Genomic DNA, 16,817 nt, shown 5'->3' on the forward strand with positions numbered 1-16,817 from the left:
GCGCGAGGGTGCCAGAGCTTTCATTCAGTCTCCGTAAAGGCGCAGCCGCCGGGAACGGCGGCCTTGCCTTGCGGAAAGCGGCCCGGCACGGCGCCGGGCCGCCGCCCTCGGGACCTCAGAAGTTGCCTACCAGGCTCACGCCCGAATACGCGCTGTAGCCGCGCAGCATCACGTGCCAGGTCCCGGCCTGCGGGTTCGAGAACGCGCAGCTCTCGTTGTTCCCGGTCCGGTACGGACGGCAGTCGTAGGCCGAGGTGGTCGGCTGCGAGCCGCGACGCACGTACAGGTCGGCATCGCCGCTACCGCCGGAGATGGCGATGTTGAGGCTGCTCCTGCCGGCCGGCACGTCGACGATCCAGAACCGGGTGCTGCCGCTGGCGCCGGAGATCCCGGTCACCGGTACGCCGTTCTGCAGCTGGTTGCCGCCGCCACCGCCACCGCTGTAGCTGCCGGTGAGCGTCACGCCGGAGTAGGCCGAGTAGCCGCGCAGCATGATGTGGTAGGTGCCCGCCTGTGGCGTGGCGAAAGTGCAGGTCTCGTTGTTGCCGTTGCGGTACGGACGGCAGTCGTAGGTGGAGGTGGTCGGCTGCGAACCGCGGCGCACGTACAGATCGGCGTCGCCGCTGCCGCCCGCGATCGCGATGCTGAGGTTGGTGGCGCCCGCCGGGACCTCGATGGTCCAGTACTGGGTGCTGCCACTGCCGCCGGAGATGCCGCTCACCGGCACGCCGTTCTCCAGCTCGCCGTCGGGATCCGGATCGGGCCCGCCGCCGCCAGCGGCGTCCACCGCGGCCTTGGCGTTGACGATGCCGGCGCCGATCGGCTGCGACGGCGTCGAGGGAAATGCGCGCGCCGTGCTCTTCAGCGTCGACTCCACCTGCGCCGGGGTCAGCGCCGGATTGGCCACCGACTGCATCAGCGCCACCACGCCGGCCACGTGCGGCGCCGCCATCGAGGTCCCGTTGTAGGAGGCGTAGCTGGCGCTACCGGGCGTGGTGCTGCCGCTGTTGAGCGTCGACATGATGCTCGAGCCCGGCGCCGAGACGTCGATCAGCGCGCCGTAGTTGGAGAAGCCAGAACGCGCTCCGGTGCTGGTGTTGGAAGCCACCGCGACGACGTTGTTGCAGTTGGCCGGCGAGAACCCGGACACGTTGGCATTGCTGTTGCCCGCGGCGATCACCACGGTGGTGCCGCGGCCGACCGCACCATTGATCGCGCTCTGCATGGTGGAACCGCAGGAGCCGCCGCCGCCGAGGCTGAGGTTGATCGCCTCGGCCGGATTGGCGTTCGCCGGCACGCCGCTGACCGAGCCCCCCGACGCCCAGATGACGGCATCGGCGATGTCCGAGTCGTATCCGCCGCAGCGGCCGAGCACGCGCACCGGGACGACCTTGGCGTTGAAGGCGGTGCCGGCGACGCCGACGTTGTTGTTGGTGACGGCGGCGACGGTGCCGGTGACGTGGGTGCCGTGCCAGCTCGAGGGCTGCGCGGCATGCAGGCCGCCGCATTCGTTGGCGGCGATCCAGTCGCCCGGGTCGCTCGGGTCCGAGTCGCGTCCGTTGCCGTCGCGCGAGACGAACGTATCGACGATGAAGTCGTAGCCCGGCAGGATGTTGGCATTGAGATCGGGGTGGTTGGTGATGCCGGTATCCAGTACCGCCACCACGGTGCCGCTGCCGCTGGTGACGTCCCAGGCCTCGGTGGCGCGGATGCCGCCGGCCCCGGTGCCGAACCCGTACTGCTGGCCGAAATTGGGGTCGTTCGGGGTCAGGAACAGCTTGTTGAGCTTGTCGACCTCGACGTACTCGACGTTGGGATTGGCGGCGAGCTGACGCATGAGCGATTCGGCCTCGACGCGGTCGAGCTTGCGGTCGGTCTTGACCACGTCGGCGCCCATGGTCATCCGCCGCACCTGGGTGATGCCGAGCGCGCCGCCGCGCGCGGGCACGGCGCGCGCCGCCCCCTTGAGGCTCGCCTCCAGCGCGCCCCTGCCGGCCAGCTCGGGGCTGCCGTCGCGGTACTTGACGATGAAGCGGTCGTGCAGCTCGGAGGCCTGCAGCCCTCCCAGGTTGATTCGCTCTCCGGCAAGGGCCGGGACGGCGACCATCGAGGACATGGCGATCGCGGTGGCGGCCGCCAGCGCGCGCATGCGGAAACGGCATTTCGAGACATCGGACATCGTGTGTTACCCCCGGAAACGGAAAAAAGAAAAGCCGCGGAGCGGCAGAGTCGGGGCAACGGTGCGCGTCATGGAGCGAGAACGTCGCACAGCGTCCCGTCATGAACGTGGACATGACAATCCTGTCCACAAACTGACGCTAAGCGACCATTCAGTGGGAAAGCAAGCGGCCAAAGCGTGGCCGGTTACAGTTAAAATTTAATCTACATCACAATTTGAAACATTAAACCCTTGCAACCGCAACTATTGTCGTGCGGGCATCGAACGCCCGGGGCGGCGTGCGCGTACGCGCCGCGGACGACCTGCGGCGGGGGAATCGATTGCGCCCCGCGCGCAACGGCGACGCGGCAGTCGGGAACAGGCGACAAACGGCATCGGCCAGTGCAGCGGACGTCCGGCAGGATCCCGGGCCAGCCCGTCCGCAATCTGGCCGGCAGGCCGGGGGCGTCGAACCCCGGGCTTCAGAACATCCCGGTTTCCAGGCGCGCGGCCTCGGACATCATCGAGCGGTTCCACGGCGGGTCGAACACCAGCTCGACATCGGCTTCGGTCACGGTCGGGATCATCTCGAGCTTGTTGCGCACGTCGTCGACCAGGATCTCCCCCATGCCGCAACCGGGCGCGGTGAGGGTCATCTTCACCTCGACCATGCGCCCGCCGCCCGCCGCAGGCTTCACTTCCGCCTCGTAGACCAGGCCCAGGTCGACCACGTTGATGGGGATCTCGGGATCGAAGCAGGTGCGCAGCTGCTTCCATACCAGCTGCTCGACCGCGTCGTCGTCGGCATCGTCCGGCAGTTGCAGCGGCCGCGGCGGTTCCTTGCCGAGCGCATCGGCGTCGGGGCCGGCGATGCGGAACAGGTTGCCCTCGATGAAGACCGTGTAGCTGCCGCCCAGCGCCTGTGTGATGTAACCGATGCTGCCGGCGGGCAGGGTCACGGCATCGCCCTGCGGCACCAGCACCGCGGCGCAGTCGCGTTCGAAGCGGACGGGTTCGCTGCTGCTGGAGTACATGATGGCGACATGGGGGCGGCGCCTGAGCGCGCAAGGCGTCCATTGTATCGCCGCGCGGCCCAGACGTTATGCTGACACCCCCCGCCCCGCCGCTACTGCATGCGCAAGAGATCCGCACCGGCGTCCCCCTGGTTCGCCTTCGTCCTGCTGCTGCTGGGAACCGCCGGCTGTGCCGCGCTGTGGATCATGCTGGCGACGGCCACGGGCCGCCAGTCCAGCTGGATGGCGGTGGTGGCGGCGCTGGATGCCGCGCTGCTGCTGCGCATGGCGCGGGTGCCCGCCGGTGCGGCGCGCGCGCTCTGGGGCGTGCTGGCCGCCGCCGTGACGATCCTGCTGGCCAACTGGTTCATCGCCGCCGCCCATCTGGGGAAGATGTTCGGGCTGCTGCCCTGGGCCTCGGCGCTCAAGCTCGGCGCCGGCCATGCATGGACCTTGTCGCGGCTGGCCAACGACCCGGTGGAGATCGCCTGGCTCGGCGCCGGGCTGGTGATCGCGGCCGTCGCCTCACGCTGAGGCGGCGGGAAGCAGCTCGTCCAGGCAGGTCCGGAATACCGCCAGCGCCTGCCCGATCTCGACGGTCGACAGCCCGGCATAGCCCATCAGCAGGCCGGCCCGCTGCGGCGGCTCCAGGTAGTAGGGCGCGATCGAATACAGACCCAGGCCGCGGGCCTGCGCGCGCGCGATCAGCGCTTCGCCCGCGTCGCGCCCGACGCCGCGCAGCCACACCGCCAGGTGCATCCCGGCGCGCGAATCGGCGATCTCCAGGCGGCCAGCACTGCAGGCGTGCAGCCCTTCCAGCAGTGCGGCGCGGCGCTGGCGCAGGGCCTTTGCGCTGCGGCGCAGGTGGCGCTCGAAACCGCCGTCGGCGATGAAGGCCGCCAGCGCAGCCTGCTCGATCGCCGCCGTGCCGAAATCCGCCATCCGCTTCGCGGCCAGGAAATCCCCGCGCAGCGCCGGCGGCATCACCAGATAGCCGAGCCGCAGCGCAGGGTACAGCGCCTTGGAGAACGTGCCGACGTAGATCACCCGGCCGGCGTCGTCCAGCGAGCGCAGCGCCGCCAGCGGCCGGGCGTCGTAGCGAAACTCGCCGTCGTAGTCGTCTTCGAAGATCCAGCTCCGATGCCGACGCGCGTACTCGAGCAGGGCCATGCGCCGGGGCAGCGACATCACCGCACCGGTGGGAAACTGGTGCGAGGGCGTGACGCAAAGCAGCTTCGGAGCCTCGCGTTCCGGCAACAGGTCGCAACACAGGCCCTGGGCGTCCACCGGCACCGGCAACAGGCGCGCACCGTGCACCTGCAGCGCCATACGGATGGCAGTGTAGTGCGGCTCCTCGATCGCCGCTGCGTCGCCGACGTCGAGCAGCACGCGCGCGCTCAGCGACAGCGCCTGCTGGGTCCCTGCGACGATCAGCACCTCGGACGCCGCCACGCGAACGCCGCGGCGGCGGGCCAGATAATCGCAGACCGCCTCCCGCAGCGCCGGCGCACCCTGCGTCGGCGGATAGCTGGGATCGGTATAGCGTGCGGCCCGCGACAGCGCCCGCGCCCACGCCGTGGTCAGCGCCGGATTGACCAGGGGCACGCCGTACTGGAACGAGTGGCGCACGCCGGGGATGTGTCCCCCGGGCAGCCGGCCGTGGTACAGGCGCGCCCGGCGCGCATACGCCGACTGCGGGGCGACGCGATCCGCGTCCGGGCCGCCCGGCGGCAGCGGCTGCGGTGGCGACAGCGCGACGAAGCTCCCCGACCCGACCCGCGCATCGACGAATCCTTCGGCGCGCAGCTGTTCGTAGGCGGCCAGGACGGTATTGCGCGACAGGCCCAGTTCTGTCGCCAGCCAACGGGTCGCCGGCAGCCGGCTGCCGCGCGCCAGCTGTCCGTCGAGGATCGCCGTCTTCAGGGCGCGGGTCAGTTGCGCATGGAGCGGGCCATGGGTGTCGAGATCCAGATGCATTGCTTGAAACCCGGAATTGGCCCCAGTTGGCCCGAGCCGATTGGTCCTTGATAGTACCAATCGACTGCGGCCCCATAGGGCCAATCCTTCCCGGCCGTGAATCGATGATGCGCACCTTCCCCATGACTTCGCCGCTCGCCGCGGCCCCTTCGTTCCGGCATCGCCCGGTCCTGCTCTGCGGCATCGTCGCCGCCACCCTGGACCTGGCGGTGGCGATCGCATTCTGGGCGGCCGAGGGCATGCCTGCGGGCCGCGTGCTGCAGGCCATCGCTGCCTGGCTGCTCGGGCCGGCGGCCTATTCCGGCGGTACCGCGACCGCGCTGTTCGGGGTCCTGCTGTACACCGGGCTGATGTGCGCGCTGGCGGCCGGCTACCGGGGGCTGGCCCGGCGCCACGGTGCGCTGCTGCGCCGTCCGCTGCTGGGCGGCGCACTGTACGGCGCGGCCGCCTACCTGGCGATCTTCGGCCTCGCGGTGCCGGTGCTGACCTCGGCACCGGCATTCGTCCGACCCGACTGGACCCTCGTCTGCCTGCTGGCCTACATGTTCCTGATCGGCGTGCCCTGCGCCTTGTTCGCACGGCTGCCGGGGCGCCACGCCTGACGACGGCACGAAGCCGCCCGCAGCGCGCGGCCGGATTGGCTCCGCTGTACGGTCCACGCGTGGCGCTTGCCGCCACCGCCGGAGACGCCTGCAATGTCCATTGGCGCACAGCGAGACAAGGGATGACGACGATGACGCAAGTCTCCGGTCGGTCCACCGCGGGCTACCGCTTCCGCCACCTGGCGCTCGGCGGCCTGGTCGCCGGGACGCTCGATCTGATCTACATCTGCAGCCTGTGGGCCGCCATGGGCGTGGGTCCGCTGCGGATCCTGCACAGCATCGCCGCGGGCTGGCTGGGGCGGGAATCCGCGATCGCCGGTGGCGCCGCGACCGCGCTGCTCGGCCTGGTCTCGCACTACGCGATCGCGTTTGCGATGGCCTGCCTCTACGGTCTGGCGAGCCGGCGCTGGCCGCCGCTGGTGCGCCATCCGCTCCGCTACGGCGCCCTCTACGGCGTCGCGCTGTACCTGTCGATGAATTTCGTCGTGGTTCCGCTGTCGGCGGCCGGGATCGGACCACCGCGCTGGGAATGGATGCAGGTCTCGCATCTGCTCGCCCACATGCTGCTGGTCGGCATTCCTTGCGCCCTCGCCGCACGGCGCGCGGCACACATCGATCCCGCGCCGTATCCGGCGGCCGCGGCGCCGATCCGTGCCACCGGAGAGTCGGATGCCTGATGCGCTGCGCGCCCGCCGAGCCCCTGCCCCGCCGCGGGGACAGCCGCAGCGCACCGACGAGACCAATCGCACCGACGAGACCAGCGGCCCGTCAACGGCAGTGCAGGGCCGACAGGAGGCCCGGACGCAGCGGCGAGACCGGTCAGCGGCGGCCCGCATCCGCCGGCGCGGTCGACCGCTCGCGTCCACCTTCCGCGATGCCGTCGCCGACACAGGCGTCCAGTCGCAACCCGAGCGATTGCAGGCTCCTGCCGGTCTCGGCCGCCTCGACGAACGCAACGAGTCCCGCGCTCGCGGTCTCCGCGTCCTGCGGAACCTCAAGCCGGATCTCCTGTGAAAAGCCGTCCGCAGACAGGCGCCACGGCCCTTTCAGCGCCCTGACCACCCTGTCGTGGCGCAGGGTCCTTCCCTGGTTCTCGCCGGCGGAAACGCGGCTGACCAGGCCATCCTCGTACAGTGCCAGCCAGATCCAGACGTCCCGACCGACGTCGTCGCGTGCGGCGCCGCTCGCGTCCAGCCGGACCAGCAGCGCCTCGTCGTCCGCCCCGAGGACGGCCATGTCCAATCGGACATTCGCATCCCTGCTGCGCGCGGCATCCAGGACGCGGCCAAATTCGTTGCGCCCGCCGGTCGCCGCCCGCGCACCGCGACCGGGCCGCTGCCAGTCGACGGTCGTGGCTTCGCCGATCATCACCTGCGGCGTGTAGACCACCCGTTTCCCGGACTGCGCCACCCGCAGCCGCTGCCGGTCGGAATGGATCCCGGCCGAGAACCGATCCGGCCACCCGATCGAATCCCAGTAGTCCACGTGGAACGCGAGGAAGCTCGCGTCTTCGGCGGCCATGGCCGATGCCGTTTCCGTCAGCCATGCGTCGGCCTTCGGGCAGTCGCTGCAGCCCTCGGCGGTATACAGCTCCACCAGCGGCGTGACCCCGGGGCTGCTGCTGGCGCGACAGGCGGAGTCCGCCATCGCGGCCAGCGGCAGAGCACAGGCCACGACGAGGGGCAAAAGCGTGAATCGCTGCACCGCCGAACTCCCAGTCGCTTCACCGAAAACGACTTCACTGTAGGCACGTTGCGCGCCATGGCCATGTGCTTTTCCCAGCGAAAACACGCTCGCGCGCATGGATTCGGGTTCCTGCCCGTCCGCTGGGTGCGCCGCTTTTTTTCTTGCCGACCTGCGCACACCGACTCGGTCGCGGCCTGCGCAATCCACCTGGTTAAGAATTCGTAATTTCAGCGTGCACCTGGTCGAAGTGGCCCCGTCGCACCGACGGCCCCGCGCCGTGCTAACCCAATCGGAGAGAAACATGACCTTCAAAACCACCCGGCTGCGCGATGCAGTCGTGCTCGCACTCGTCACCGGTATGACGGGAGGCGCCGGCAGCGCCTTCGCGCAGGACGCGACGCCTGCTTCCGAGGAGTCGAGCGCGACGACGCTGGATGCCATCACCGTCACCGGAAGCCGCATCACCACGCCCGGCCTCACCACCAACAGCCCCGTGCTCAGCGTCGAGCGCGAGGAGTTCATGCAGGCGCAGCCGGTTTCGGTCGAGGACTTCGTCAAGCAGCTGCCCAGCGTGGTGCCGTCGATGGGGCCCGGCATGAACAACGGCACCTCCGGCGCGGCGACCATCGATCTGCGCGGGCTCGGCCCCAACCGCACCCTGGTGCTGGTCGATGGCAGGCGCCCGGTCCCCTTCGATCTCTTCGGTGTGGTGGATACCAACACGATTCCGCTTGCGCTGCTGCAGAGCGTGGACGTCCTGACCGGCGGCGCATCCACCGTGTACGGTGCCGACGCCATCGCCGGCGTGGCCAACTTCATCCTCAGAAGGGACTTCGAAGGCGTCGAGATCTCGAGCTCCTATGGCCAGTCGAAGCATGGCGACGGTGCGCGCCAGAAGACCGACATCACCATCGGCGCCAATAGTCACGACGGCCGCGGCAACGTCGTGATGAACTTCGGGTACACCAAGACCGATCCGGTTCGGCAGGGCGATCGCCCATGGGGCGAGGCCTCGCGCTCTTCCAGCTCCGGCGCCGCGGTGGGCTCCGGCACCACGGTCCCCTCGCTGATAATCGGGCCGCCGGGCGTCTGGGGCGCGGTCGATCCGAGCACCGGGGTGAGGAGCGGGGTCGGCCAGATCGATCCCGCGACCGGCGAGATCGTCGACAGCATCCAGACCTACAACTTCAATCCGGTGAACTATTACCAGACCTCGCTCGATCGCTACCAGATCACCGCTCTGGGCCGCTTCGAGATCAACCGCCACGCCGAAGTCTACGGACAGGCCAACTACACGCGCTCGCAGGTCGACTCGACGCTCGCGCCCAGCGGGCTGTTCCTCGAGGCGGTCGACATCCCGATCGGCAACCCGTTCATTCCCGAGCCTGCCAGGCAGCAGTTGTGCGCCGCCTACGACATCGCCGCCGCGGACTGCGTCGCGGGCAACACCACCCTGGTCGAGAACCTCACCGTCGGCCGCCGCCTGACCGAACTCGGGCCGCGTCTCAACAGCTTCGACACGAAGACGTTCCAGGTCACCGCGGGAATGCGCGGCGACATCAGCGACAATTGGCGCTACGACGCGTTCTGGTCGCATGGCGAATCCGAGCAGCTTCAGGTACGCGACAACTGGGGATCGTTCTCCAAGACCCTGCAGGCGCTGCTCGCGGTCGACCCGAACGAATGCCTGAATCCCTCCAACGGCTGCGTCCCGCTCGACATCTGGGGAGCGGAAGGCTCCATCACGCCGGAAATGGTCGGCTTCTTCAACCTGGACTCGTTCTCGCTCCAGAAGGTCGAGCAGGAGAACGCCGGGCTCAACGTTTCCGGCGACCTCGGCGGATTCCAAAGCCCGTGGAGCGACTACCCGATCGGTATCGCGGCAGGCTACGAGCATCGCCGGACCACGGCCTCGACCAGATCCGACGCGGCTTCGCAGGTCCTGGGCGAAGTGATGGGCACCGGCGCGCCTACACCGGATCGCCATGGCGGCTTCCGGCTTCAGGAAGTCTACGCGGAAGTCATCGTGCCCCTCGTCAGCGGACTTCCCGGAATCAACTCCCTGTCGCTGGAAGCGGGCTACCGGCGCTCCGACTTCAAGACCAGCGCCGGCACCAGCGACGAGTACGGGAGCCACAAGATCGGTCTCGAGTGGACGCCGGTCGACTCCCTGCGGTTCCGCGGAATGATCCAGCGCGCGAACCGCGCGCCCAACATCAACGAACTCTTCGCACCGGTCGTGACGGGCCTGGGCAACCTGGATACCGATCCATGCGGCGGCGGCGCGATCAACCAGGCCGAGGCCAACACGCCGGGAACGCTCTCGAACCTGTGCCGGCTCACCGGCGTGCCGGTGGCGAACATCGGCGCGCTGCCGCAGCCCTCCGCGGGACAGGTCAACACGCTGGGGGGCGGCAACCCCCTGCTGACGCGCGAAACCGCAGACAGCGAGACGATCGGCCTGATCTGGACGCCGTCGGGAAGCCTTGCCGTCACGCTCGACTACTGGAAGATCGAGATGGAGGACATGATCTCGTTCCCCAGCGAGCTCGACGTGCTCAATGGCTGCTACAGCCAGGAGCTCAATCCGAACCGCGAGTTCAACGCGTTCTGCGAGCTGATCGGCCGATCTCCGATCACGGGCACGTTCAACGGCTCCTCTTCCCCCGGCATCTTCCAGCAGACGACCAACCAGGGCCGCCTGAAGCGCGACGGCTTCGATCTCGGCATCCGCTACGGCCTCGACCTGGCCGACGCATGGGGCCGCCTCGATTTCGCCCTGGATGCGACCCGGTACACCAGCAACGACTTCCAGGCCACGCCCGCCTCCGTCAACCGCGACTGCCTGGGCTACTACAGCACGAGCTGCACCCCGAACTCGGAGTTCAAGTCGTCCTTCCGTACCACCTGGAACGTCAACGACATGGCCCTCTCGCTGGCTTGGCGCCATACCAGCAGGCTCGAGGTCGAACCCGATACCGGCAACTGGTTCGAGGACTACCGCGAAATCCCCGCCTACAACTACTTCGACCTGAGCGCGAAGTACAGGACGCCCTTCAACACGGAGATCTCGCTCTCGGTGAACAACCTCGCCGACAAGAAGCCGCCCATCGTTGGCAACACCATCGGCTCGACCAGCGAGAACAGCGGCAATACCTATCCGCAGTTCTACGACTCGATCGGCAGGTACTACACGCTCGGCGTTACCGTCAACTTCTAGGCCGCCGATCCACAGCAACCCGCAGCGACGGCCCGAGAGGCCGTCGCTGCTTCTCGTGCGCGCGGATGCACATCGCAAGCACGCACAGGCGCCAGCAAGGCCGGTCGCGAAGGACAACCTCCGCGGAGAACCCGCGGCACGCTATGCCGGTCCGCATTGCTCGTCTCTCTCTCCGGCAAGGCTGGCAGTCGGTTCCAGCGATTCTCCCCGTCGCGATCATCATTCCAAAGGAACCGCCACCACCATCTGTGGACATCGCCCGGTCCGTCCGGGCTTTTTTTTGTTCTTCTCCCAGCTCCGGGGCGCGAACGACATGAACGCCCCCGATACCGATCGACGCGGCGATGGCCGTGGCGCGATGGGCGTCCCGGCCGCATCCGGTGGCGGAAACCGATTTCCGGGCGGCGCCCGCCCGCTCCGTGCGCGGCGCCGGGGGCCTGCGCTGCATTCGGCAGTCCGGTTCTCGCCGGCCAGGCCGCGGATTGGCCCCATCGAATCGCGCCGGATTGGCGCCTCAACCGGGCCACCGTCGTCGCTAGTCTGGCAATGACGGCGGCATACGCGAAGCAACGCATCTGCGTGCCGCGGCATATCCGGCCGACGTTCGGCACACAGGACGAACGGTTCGTCCCGCCGGAGCTGCCGTTGCCCACCGCGCGATTGCCGTCTCGGGGCTTCGTAGCGAAATTCTCCGACACCGAAAGCGGAACACCGCCATGCCCATCCTCTATCGACCGTTGCGTTCCCACGAACTGCTCGACCTGTCCGCGCCCGACGACTCGCTGCACGTCTGCCATGGCGGCGGTCGCAATCTCCAGCTGGCGGTTCCGTCCCGCTGGATCAGCTTCTGGCTGCCGCTGAAGGAGGGGGTCGAACTGGAGGCGCCGGACTGCCGCTGGCTGTTGCGACCGGGCGAACTGCTGGTCTGGCGCGACGGCCCGCTGCAGGCGGGCAACCGCCGCGACGGGCGCTGGCTGGCGGTGTGCGGAAGTCCCGCGGCCTGGGCGCGTTACCAGCGCGCACGGCCCGGCGAACCGGCGATCGGGCTGTTGCCGTCGGAATCGCGCTGCACGCGCGCACTGCGCCGGCTGGGCGTACGGCTCGCGCGCGTGGCGCGGCGGCCGGAGCTGTGCCCGCTGGACGTCGGCGCGGTCGCCGGGATGCTGAGCGCGGCGCTGACCGAGCACCAGCGCGACCTGCATGCGCTGTTGCCGCGATGCGCCGGGCGCACCTTGCTGCGCCGGCAGCAGACGCTGATGCGGCTGCTGCGGGTGCGGCACCTGATCCGCCGGCACGACGAGGGACGCGTCGACCTGGCGCAGCTGGCCGCCAGCGCGAACTACTCCCCTTGCCATCTGATCCGCAGCTACCGCGACGTGTTCGGCGAAACGCCGTCCGAATACGCCGCGCGGTTGCGCTCGGAGCGCGCATGGCAACTGGTGCGCGAAACGCGGATGCCCGTATGCGAGATCACGGCCGCGCTCGGCTTCGAAAGCCAGAGCGCGTTCTGTCGCGCGTTCAAGGGCACCTTCGGCATGACCACCACGCAGGCCCGGCGGCTCGCGGATCCGGTGCCGTTGCGTGCCGGGACGGCATGCGCGCCGGAAATGGCCTGCGCCCAGGCGGCCTGACCGGAGCCCAGAGTCCGCCGTCGCATGCGGCCCGACGCGGAACGTGCCGCCGGCCGCGCGCGGTCAGTGGCCTCCGTCCAGCGCCTTGAGCTCGCTGACCAGCGCATTGGCCATCTCGGAGCCGTCGCCGTACAGCATCCGGGTGTTGTCGGCGTAGAAGAGCGCGTTCTCGATGCCGGCGAAACCGGTGCCCTTGCCGCGCTTGATGACGATGGTGTTCTTCGAATTCACCACGTCGAGGATCGGCATGCCGTAGATCGGGCTGGCCGGGTCGGTCTTCGCCACCGGGTTGACCACGTCGTTGGCGCCGATCACCAGCGACACGTCGGTGTTGGCGAACTCCGGATTGATGTCGTCCATGTCGGCGATCATCTCGTAAGGCACGCCGGCCTCGGCCAGCAGCACGTTCATGTGCCCGGGCATGCGCCCGGCCACCGGGTGGATCGCGAACTTCACCTTGACCCCGCGCTCGGTGAGCCGCTGGGTCAGCTCCCAGATCTTGTGCTGCGCCTGGGCCACCGCCATGCCGTAGCCGGGCACGATCACCACGCGGTCGGCGAAGGCCATCATCGCCGCGACGTCGCCGGCCTCGATCGGCTTCTGGGTGCCGGCGATCTCCTGCGCCTGGCCGCCACCGCCGAAGTTGGAGAACAGCACGCTCCGGATCGAGCGGTTCATCGCCTTGGCCATCAGCCGGGTCAGCAGCATGCCGGCCGCGCCGACCATGGTGCCGGCGATGATCAGCGCCTCGTTGCCGAGCACGTAGCCCTCGAAGGCCACGGCCAGGCCGGTCAAGGCGTTGTACAGCGAGATCACCACCGGCATGTCGGCACCGCCGATCGGCAGCGTCATCAGCACGCCCAGGATGAGCGCCGCCACGAAGAACGCGATCACCAGCGGAACGCCCAGCGAGTGGATCACCGCCCCGCCCAGCATCAGCGCGGCCAGGAACACCGCCCCATTGAACAGCTGCTGGCCGCGGAAGGCGTAGCGCTTGTCCATGCGCCCGTCGAGCTTGGCCCACGCGATCACCGAACCCGACAGCGCCACCGCGCCGATCAGCGCGCCCAGCACCGCCAGCACCAGCACCACCATGCCCGGCGCCGCCCCGGCATCGGACCAGCGCAACAGTTCGACCGCTCCGATCGCCGCCGCCGAGCCGCCGCCCAGACCGTTGTACAGCGCCACCATCTGCGGCATGTCGGTGATGGCGACCTTCTTGCCGGAGTACCAGGCCAGGCCGGCGCCGATCAGGATCGCCAGCAGGATCAGTCCGATGTTCTGCAGGCCGGGCAGGAAGAACGTCGCCACGGTGGCGATCACCATGCCGTAGCCGGCCCAGAGGATGCCGCTGCGCGCGGTCAGTGGCGAGGCCATCCGCTGCAACCCGAGCAGGAACAGGGTGGCGGCGACCAGGTAGCTCACCTTCACCGCCAGCGACAGCAGCTCCGGCAGCGACCCGGTCATGCCCGGTCTCCCGCGCCCGCGCCCGGCTTGCGGCTGGACTTGAACATCTCCAGCATGCGCTCGGTCACGACGTAGCCGCCTGCGGCATTGCCCGCGCCCATCAGCACCGCGAGGAAGCCGATGGCCTTCTCCAACGCGGTGTCGGCATGGCCCAGCACCACCATTGCCCCGATCAGCACGATGCCGTGGATGAAATTGGACCCCGACATCAGCGGGGTATGCAGGATCACCGGGACCCGCGAGATGATCACGTGGCCGGCGATCGCCGCCAGCATGAAGATGTACAGGGCCACGAAACCGTCGATCATGCAGCGCTCCCCGGATCCGGTCTGTGCTGCATCATAACCGCACATGAACCCGATGCCAGCCGGTCAACCGGCGCCCTGCCCGGGCGTTGACGGACGTGACCCCCGGCAGCAGCGGACCGACCGACACAGGTGGACGGCAATTTCGACCATGACCGCAACGCCCCGCTCCCGCCGCGCCCCGGGCCCGTCCGGGACGCCGGGCTCGCGTCGGTGAACGCCCCCTTCGCCAGCGCCGCATCGCCATCGGCTGCCGCGCCCGCGCCGGCGGCGGCCTCGCTCGACGTGTTCTTCGCCCAGGTTCGCGCCCGCGCGTTTCGCTTCGCCGAGATCGGCCTGCGCAACCGCGACGACGCGCTGGACGCGGTGCAGGACGCGATGACCCGCATGCTCGGCTATCGCGAGCGCCCTGCCGAGGAATGGACCGCGCTGTTCTGGACCGTGCTGCGCAGCCGCATCGTCGACATCCAGCGCCGCCGGATGTTCCGGCTGAGCTGGATGGCGGTCAGCGGCGACGACGTGCAGGAAGGCCCGGACTGGGCCGACGCCGGCCCCGATCCGGCCCGCGCCCACGAAGGGCGCGAGGCCTATGCGCAGCTCGTCGCCGCGCTGCGCGAGCTGCCGCGCCGGCAGCGCGAGGCATTCGGCCTGCGGGTGCTCGAGGAGCTCGACGTGGCCACCACCGCCAGGGCGATGGGCTGCAGCGAGGGCTCGGTGAAGACCCACCTCTCTCGCGCCCGCGAGGCGCTGCAGAAACGACTGGAGGAATTCCGATGACCGATCCCACCGAGAACGACGCGCGTTTCGACCGCGCCGCCAGGGCGCGCCACCAGGCGGCGCTGGACCGCATCGCACCGCACACGCTGGCGCGCCTGCGCCCGAGGCCGGCGTCCGCCCCCGCACGCGCTCGACCCCGGCCGTGGGGGTGGTCGCTTGCCGGCGCCGGTGCCGCGGCGCTGGCGCTGGCGGTCGGGATCGGCACGCTCGCTCCCGACGAGCCCGCGCCCAGCCCGACCGCGGTGGTGCAGGCGCCGGCGGCGGCCGCGCCGGTCGCCGACCCCGATCCGTACCGGGACGCCCTGGCGGCGTTCGAGGAGGATCCCGAGATGTTCCTCTGGCTGGCCTCCGCCGAGGCCGCGCCGCTGGCGATGGAGTAACGAGCCGATGCGCAATTCGATCACCCTCATCGCCCTGCTGGCGCTACCGCTGGCGGCCCCGGCCTGGGATCAGCCGGAGCGGCAGGCGCCCCCGGCCTGGGACCAGCTCGACGCCGAGCAGCGCGAAGCGCTGATCGCCCCGGTGCGCGACCGCTGGAACGACGAGCCGCAGGCGCGCGAGCACATGCTGCGCCATGCCGAACGCTGGCAGCGGATGACCCCCGAGGAGCGTCGCAGCGCCCACCGCGGCATGCGGCGCTGGAAGCACATGAGTCCGGAGCGGCAGGAACAGACCCGGGTGCTGTTCCGGCAGCTGCGGGCGCTCCCCGAGGACGAGCGCCGCGCGCTGCGCGAGCGCTGGAACGCGATGACCCCGGAACAGCGGCAGCAGTGGCTGCGGGAGAACCGGCCGCAGGAGTGAACCCGACCGCTGCGGTCCCGCGGCGGCCTCAGCCGGCGGCGGCCGGTCGTTCCGGCCAGACCGTCCTGGCCAGCAGCTCGTCGTCCCAGTCGAACGCCAGGGCGCCGTCCTTCAGCAGCAGCTGCACGAAGTTGAGCACGTTGCGCGCATACATCTCGCTGGCGTGCTGTGCGCCCTGGCTGGCCAGATCGAGCGGACCGGCCACCACCACGCCGGCGTGCTCGACGGTCTCGCCGCGGCGGGTCAGCTCGCAGTTTCCGCCGGTCTCGGCGGCGAGATCGACGATCACGCTGCCGGGCTTCATGCCGGCGGCCATCTCCGCGGTGACGATTCGCGGTGCCGGACGTCCCGGCACGGCCGCGGTGCAGACCACCACGTCGACGCTGCGCAGGTGCTCGCCGAGGCGGCGCTGCTGCTCGGCGCGCTCCTCGTCGGTGAGCTGGCGCGCGTAGCCGCCCTCGCCCGCGGCGCTGACCCCCAGGTCGAGGAAGCGTCCGCCCAGCGACTCGATCTGCTCGCGCGTCTCGGGACGCACGTCGAAGCCTTCGACCTGCGCGCCGAGCCGCCTGGCGGTGGCGATCGCCTGCAGACCGGCCACGCCGGCGCCGATCACCAGCACCTTCGAAGGCCGGATGGTGCCGGCGGCGGTGGTGAGCATGGGAAAGAAGCGCGGGGCGAGGACCGCGGCGATCAGCACCGCCTTGTAGCCCGCCATGCCGGCCTGCGAGCTGAGCACGTCCATCGCCTGGGCGCGGGTGGTGCGCGGCAGGCGCTCGAGCGGGAACGCCACCACGCCGCGCTGCGCGATCGCCGCGCCCCGCGCCTCGTCGAGCTGCGGCTGCAGGATCCCGACCAGCACCGCACCTTCTTTCAGCGCGGCGATGCCCGCGGCCGCCGGCGGCTGCACGCACAGCACCGCATCGGCGTCGGCGACCGCGGCGGCCGCGCCGTCTGCAAGGACGGCGCCGGCCTCCTCGTAGGCCAGGTCGGGGAAATGCGCACCTGCGCCGCTGCCGCGCTCGACATGCACCTCGGCCCCCGCGGCCACCAGTTTCCTGCAGGTTTCCGGCGTCACGGCGACGCGCCGCTCGCCCGGCGCGGTCTCCCGCGCAATCCCGATCTTCAGCGTCATCTTCGGCTCCGCGACCCCTCGCCGACCATCCTAACCGAATCGCCCGCG

The 16,817-nt window shown here is 69.9% G+C and carries 15 protein-coding genes and 1 pseudogene; 8 read left to right on the forward strand and 8 right to left on the reverse strand.

Going from position 1 to position 16,817, the window contains the following annotated elements:
* Positions 1 to 115: 115 nt before the first annotated feature.
* From H0E84_RS20470 to sufT, 3 genes and pseudogenes are all read right to left on the reverse strand, one after another.
* Positions 116 to 463 (reverse strand): PPC domain-containing protein, encoded by a 348-nt coding sequence (locus H0E84_RS20470; protein WP_345776302.1) that lies wholly within the window; start codon positions 461 to 463, stop codon positions 116 to 118.
* Positions 443 to 2,179: pseudogene (locus H0E84_RS09750) on the reverse strand (S8 family peptidase); the annotation flags it as partial. The gene H0E84_RS20470 and the pseudogene H0E84_RS09750, both read right to left, overlap by 21 nt.
* A 461-nt stretch (positions 2,180 to 2,640) precedes the next feature.
* Complete coding sequence (gene sufT / locus H0E84_RS09755; protein ID WP_180678460.1) at positions 2,641 to 3,192, reverse strand: putative Fe-S cluster assembly protein SufT; 552 nt, start codon at positions 3,190 to 3,192, stop codon at positions 2,641 to 2,643.
* A 99-nt stretch (positions 3,193 to 3,291) separates the two neighbouring features.
* Here sufT and H0E84_RS09760 point away from each other — a divergent pair, with 99 nt between their 5' ends.
* Positions 3,292 to 3,705 carry a hypothetical protein gene (locus H0E84_RS09760; protein WP_180678461.1) on the forward strand — a complete coding sequence of 138 codons (414 nt, stop codon included), beginning with the start codon at positions 3,292 to 3,294 and terminating at the stop codon, positions 3,703 to 3,705.
* Here H0E84_RS09760 and pdxR read toward each other — a convergent pair.
* The gene (gene pdxR / locus H0E84_RS09765) at positions 3,697 to 5,148 is read right to left on the reverse strand and encodes a MocR-like pyridoxine biosynthesis transcription factor PdxR (RefSeq protein WP_180678462.1); all 1,452 of its coding nucleotides are present in this window, start codon (positions 5,146 to 5,148) and stop codon (positions 3,697 to 3,699) included. The two genes, H0E84_RS09760 and pdxR, sit on opposite strands and share 9 nt — an antisense overlap.
* Positions 5,149 to 5,270: 122 nt before the next feature.
* Here pdxR and H0E84_RS09770 point away from each other — a divergent pair, with 122 nt between their 5' ends.
* A complete protein-coding gene (locus H0E84_RS09770; RefSeq protein WP_180678463.1) occupies positions 5,271 to 5,750 on the forward strand; it encodes a hypothetical protein in 480 nt (159 codons plus the stop codon).
* 131 nt (positions 5,751 to 5,881) lie between these two features.
* Positions 5,882 to 6,427: a hypothetical protein gene (locus H0E84_RS09775; protein ID WP_180678464.1), complete on the forward strand. Its 546-nt coding sequence runs from the start codon at positions 5,882 to 5,884 to the stop codon at positions 6,425 to 6,427.
* A gap of 142 nt (positions 6,428 to 6,569) precedes the next feature.
* Here H0E84_RS09775 and H0E84_RS09780 read toward each other — a convergent pair whose 3' ends face one another.
* Positions 6,570 to 7,553 carry a DUF1223 domain-containing protein gene (locus H0E84_RS09780; RefSeq protein WP_180678465.1) on the reverse strand — a complete coding sequence of 328 codons (984 nt, stop codon included), beginning with the start codon at positions 7,551 to 7,553 and terminating at the stop codon, positions 6,570 to 6,572.
* 184 nt (positions 7,554 to 7,737) lie between these two features.
* Here H0E84_RS09780 and H0E84_RS09785 point away from each other — a divergent pair, with 184 nt between their 5' ends.
* Both H0E84_RS09785 and H0E84_RS09790 read left to right on the forward strand, forming a co-directional pair.
* Complete coding sequence (locus H0E84_RS09785; RefSeq protein ID WP_180678466.1) at positions 7,738 to 10,656, forward strand: TonB-dependent receptor plug domain-containing protein; 2,919 nt, start codon at positions 7,738 to 7,740, stop codon at positions 10,654 to 10,656.
* 716 nt (positions 10,657 to 11,372) lie between these two features.
* A complete protein-coding gene (locus H0E84_RS09790; protein ID WP_180678467.1) occupies positions 11,373 to 12,287 on the forward strand; it encodes a helix-turn-helix domain-containing protein in 915 nt (304 codons plus the stop codon).
* Positions 12,288 to 12,350: 63 nt separating this feature from the next.
* On the opposite strand, the gene H0E84_RS09795 is transcribed toward H0E84_RS09790, so the two are convergent.
* Both H0E84_RS09795 and H0E84_RS09800 read right to left on the reverse strand, forming a co-directional pair.
* Entirely contained in the window at positions 12,351 to 13,754 is a 1,404-nt protein-coding gene (locus H0E84_RS09795; RefSeq protein WP_180678468.1) for an NAD(P)(+) transhydrogenase (Re/Si-specific) subunit beta, read from the reverse strand.
* Positions 13,751 to 14,062, reverse strand: coding sequence for an NAD(P) transhydrogenase subunit alpha part 2 (locus H0E84_RS09800; protein WP_180678469.1), 312 nt, complete (start codon positions 14,060 to 14,062; stop codon positions 13,751 to 13,753). Before H0E84_RS09800 ends, H0E84_RS09795 begins: the two co-directional genes overlap by 4 nt.
* Before the next feature lie 210 nt (positions 14,063 to 14,272).
* Here H0E84_RS09800 and H0E84_RS20475 point away from each other — a divergent pair, with 210 nt between their 5' ends.
* The 3 genes from H0E84_RS20475 to H0E84_RS09815 are packed head-to-tail and all read left to right on the forward strand — an operon-like array spanning position 14,273 to position 15,637.
* Positions 14,273 to 14,836, forward strand: a complete 564-nt coding sequence (locus H0E84_RS20475) for an RNA polymerase sigma factor (protein ID WP_180678470.1) — start codon at positions 14,273 to 14,275, stop codon at positions 14,834 to 14,836.
* Entirely contained in the window at positions 14,833 to 15,216 is a 384-nt protein-coding gene (locus H0E84_RS09810; protein WP_180678471.1) for a hypothetical protein, read from the forward strand. The genes H0E84_RS20475 and H0E84_RS09810 overlap by 4 nt, the downstream gene beginning before the upstream one ends.
* 7 nt (positions 15,217 to 15,223) lie before the next feature.
* The gene (locus H0E84_RS09815; protein ID WP_180678472.1) at positions 15,224 to 15,637 is read left to right on the forward strand and encodes a DUF3106 domain-containing protein; all 414 of its coding nucleotides are present in this window, start codon (positions 15,224 to 15,226) and stop codon (positions 15,635 to 15,637) included.
* Positions 15,638 to 15,665: 28 nt separating this feature from the next.
* Here the strand turns inward: H0E84_RS09815 and H0E84_RS09820 are convergent, their stop codons facing one another.
* A complete protein-coding gene (locus tag H0E84_RS09820) occupies positions 15,666 to 16,769 on the reverse strand; it encodes an NAD(P) transhydrogenase subunit alpha (protein ID WP_180678473.1) in 1,104 nt (367 codons plus the stop codon).
* Between the last annotated feature and the right edge of the window lie 48 nt (positions 16,770 to 16,817).

Source organism: Luteimonas salinisoli (genome assembly GCF_013425525.1).
GTDB lineage: Bacteria > Pseudomonadota > Gammaproteobacteria > Xanthomonadales > Xanthomonadaceae > Luteimonas > Luteimonas salinisoli.

Bases quoted from the DNA above. Each gene is read 5' to 3' on its own strand.
- H0E84_RS09760 (WP_180678461.1), top strand. From the start codon at position 3,292: ATGCGCAAGAGATCCGCACCGGCGTCCCCCTGGTTCGCCTTCGTCCTG.
- H0E84_RS09815 (WP_180678472.1), top strand. From the start codon at position 15,224: ATGCGCAATTCGATCACCCTCATCGCCCTGCTGGCGCTACCGCTGGCG.
- H0E84_RS09780 (WP_180678465.1), bottom strand. From the start codon at position 7,553: ATGCGCGCGAGCGTGTTTTCGCTGGGAAAAGCACATGGCCATGGCGCG.
- H0E84_RS09795 (WP_180678468.1), bottom strand. From the start codon at position 13,754: ATGACCGGGTCGCTGCCGGAGCTGCTGTCGCTGGCGGTGAAGGTGAGC.
- sufT (WP_180678460.1), bottom strand. From the start codon at position 3,192: ATGTACTCCAGCAGCAGCGAACCCGTCCGCTTCGAACGCGACTGCGCC.
- H0E84_RS09800 (WP_180678469.1), bottom strand. From the start codon at position 14,062: ATGATCGACGGTTTCGTGGCCCTGTACATCTTCATGCTGGCGGCGATC.
- pdxR (WP_180678462.1), bottom strand. From the start codon at position 5,148: ATGCATCTGGATCTCGACACCCATGGCCCGCTCCATGCGCAACTGACC.
- H0E84_RS09775 (WP_180678464.1), top strand. From the start codon at position 5,882: ATGACGCAAGTCTCCGGTCGGTCCACCGCGGGCTACCGCTTCCGCCAC.
- H0E84_RS09790 (WP_180678467.1), top strand. From the start codon at position 11,373: ATGCCCATCCTCTATCGACCGTTGCGTTCCCACGAACTGCTCGACCTG.
- H0E84_RS09820 (WP_180678473.1), bottom strand. From the start codon at position 16,769: ATGACGCTGAAGATCGGGATTGCGCGGGAGACCGCGCCGGGCGAGCGG.
- H0E84_RS09785 (WP_180678466.1), top strand. From the start codon at position 7,738: ATGACCTTCAAAACCACCCGGCTGCGCGATGCAGTCGTGCTCGCACTC.
- H0E84_RS09810 (WP_180678471.1), top strand. From the start codon at position 14,833: ATGACCGATCCCACCGAGAACGACGCGCGTTTCGACCGCGCCGCCAGG.
- H0E84_RS09770 (WP_180678463.1), top strand. From the start codon at position 5,271: ATGACTTCGCCGCTCGCCGCGGCCCCTTCGTTCCGGCATCGCCCGGTC.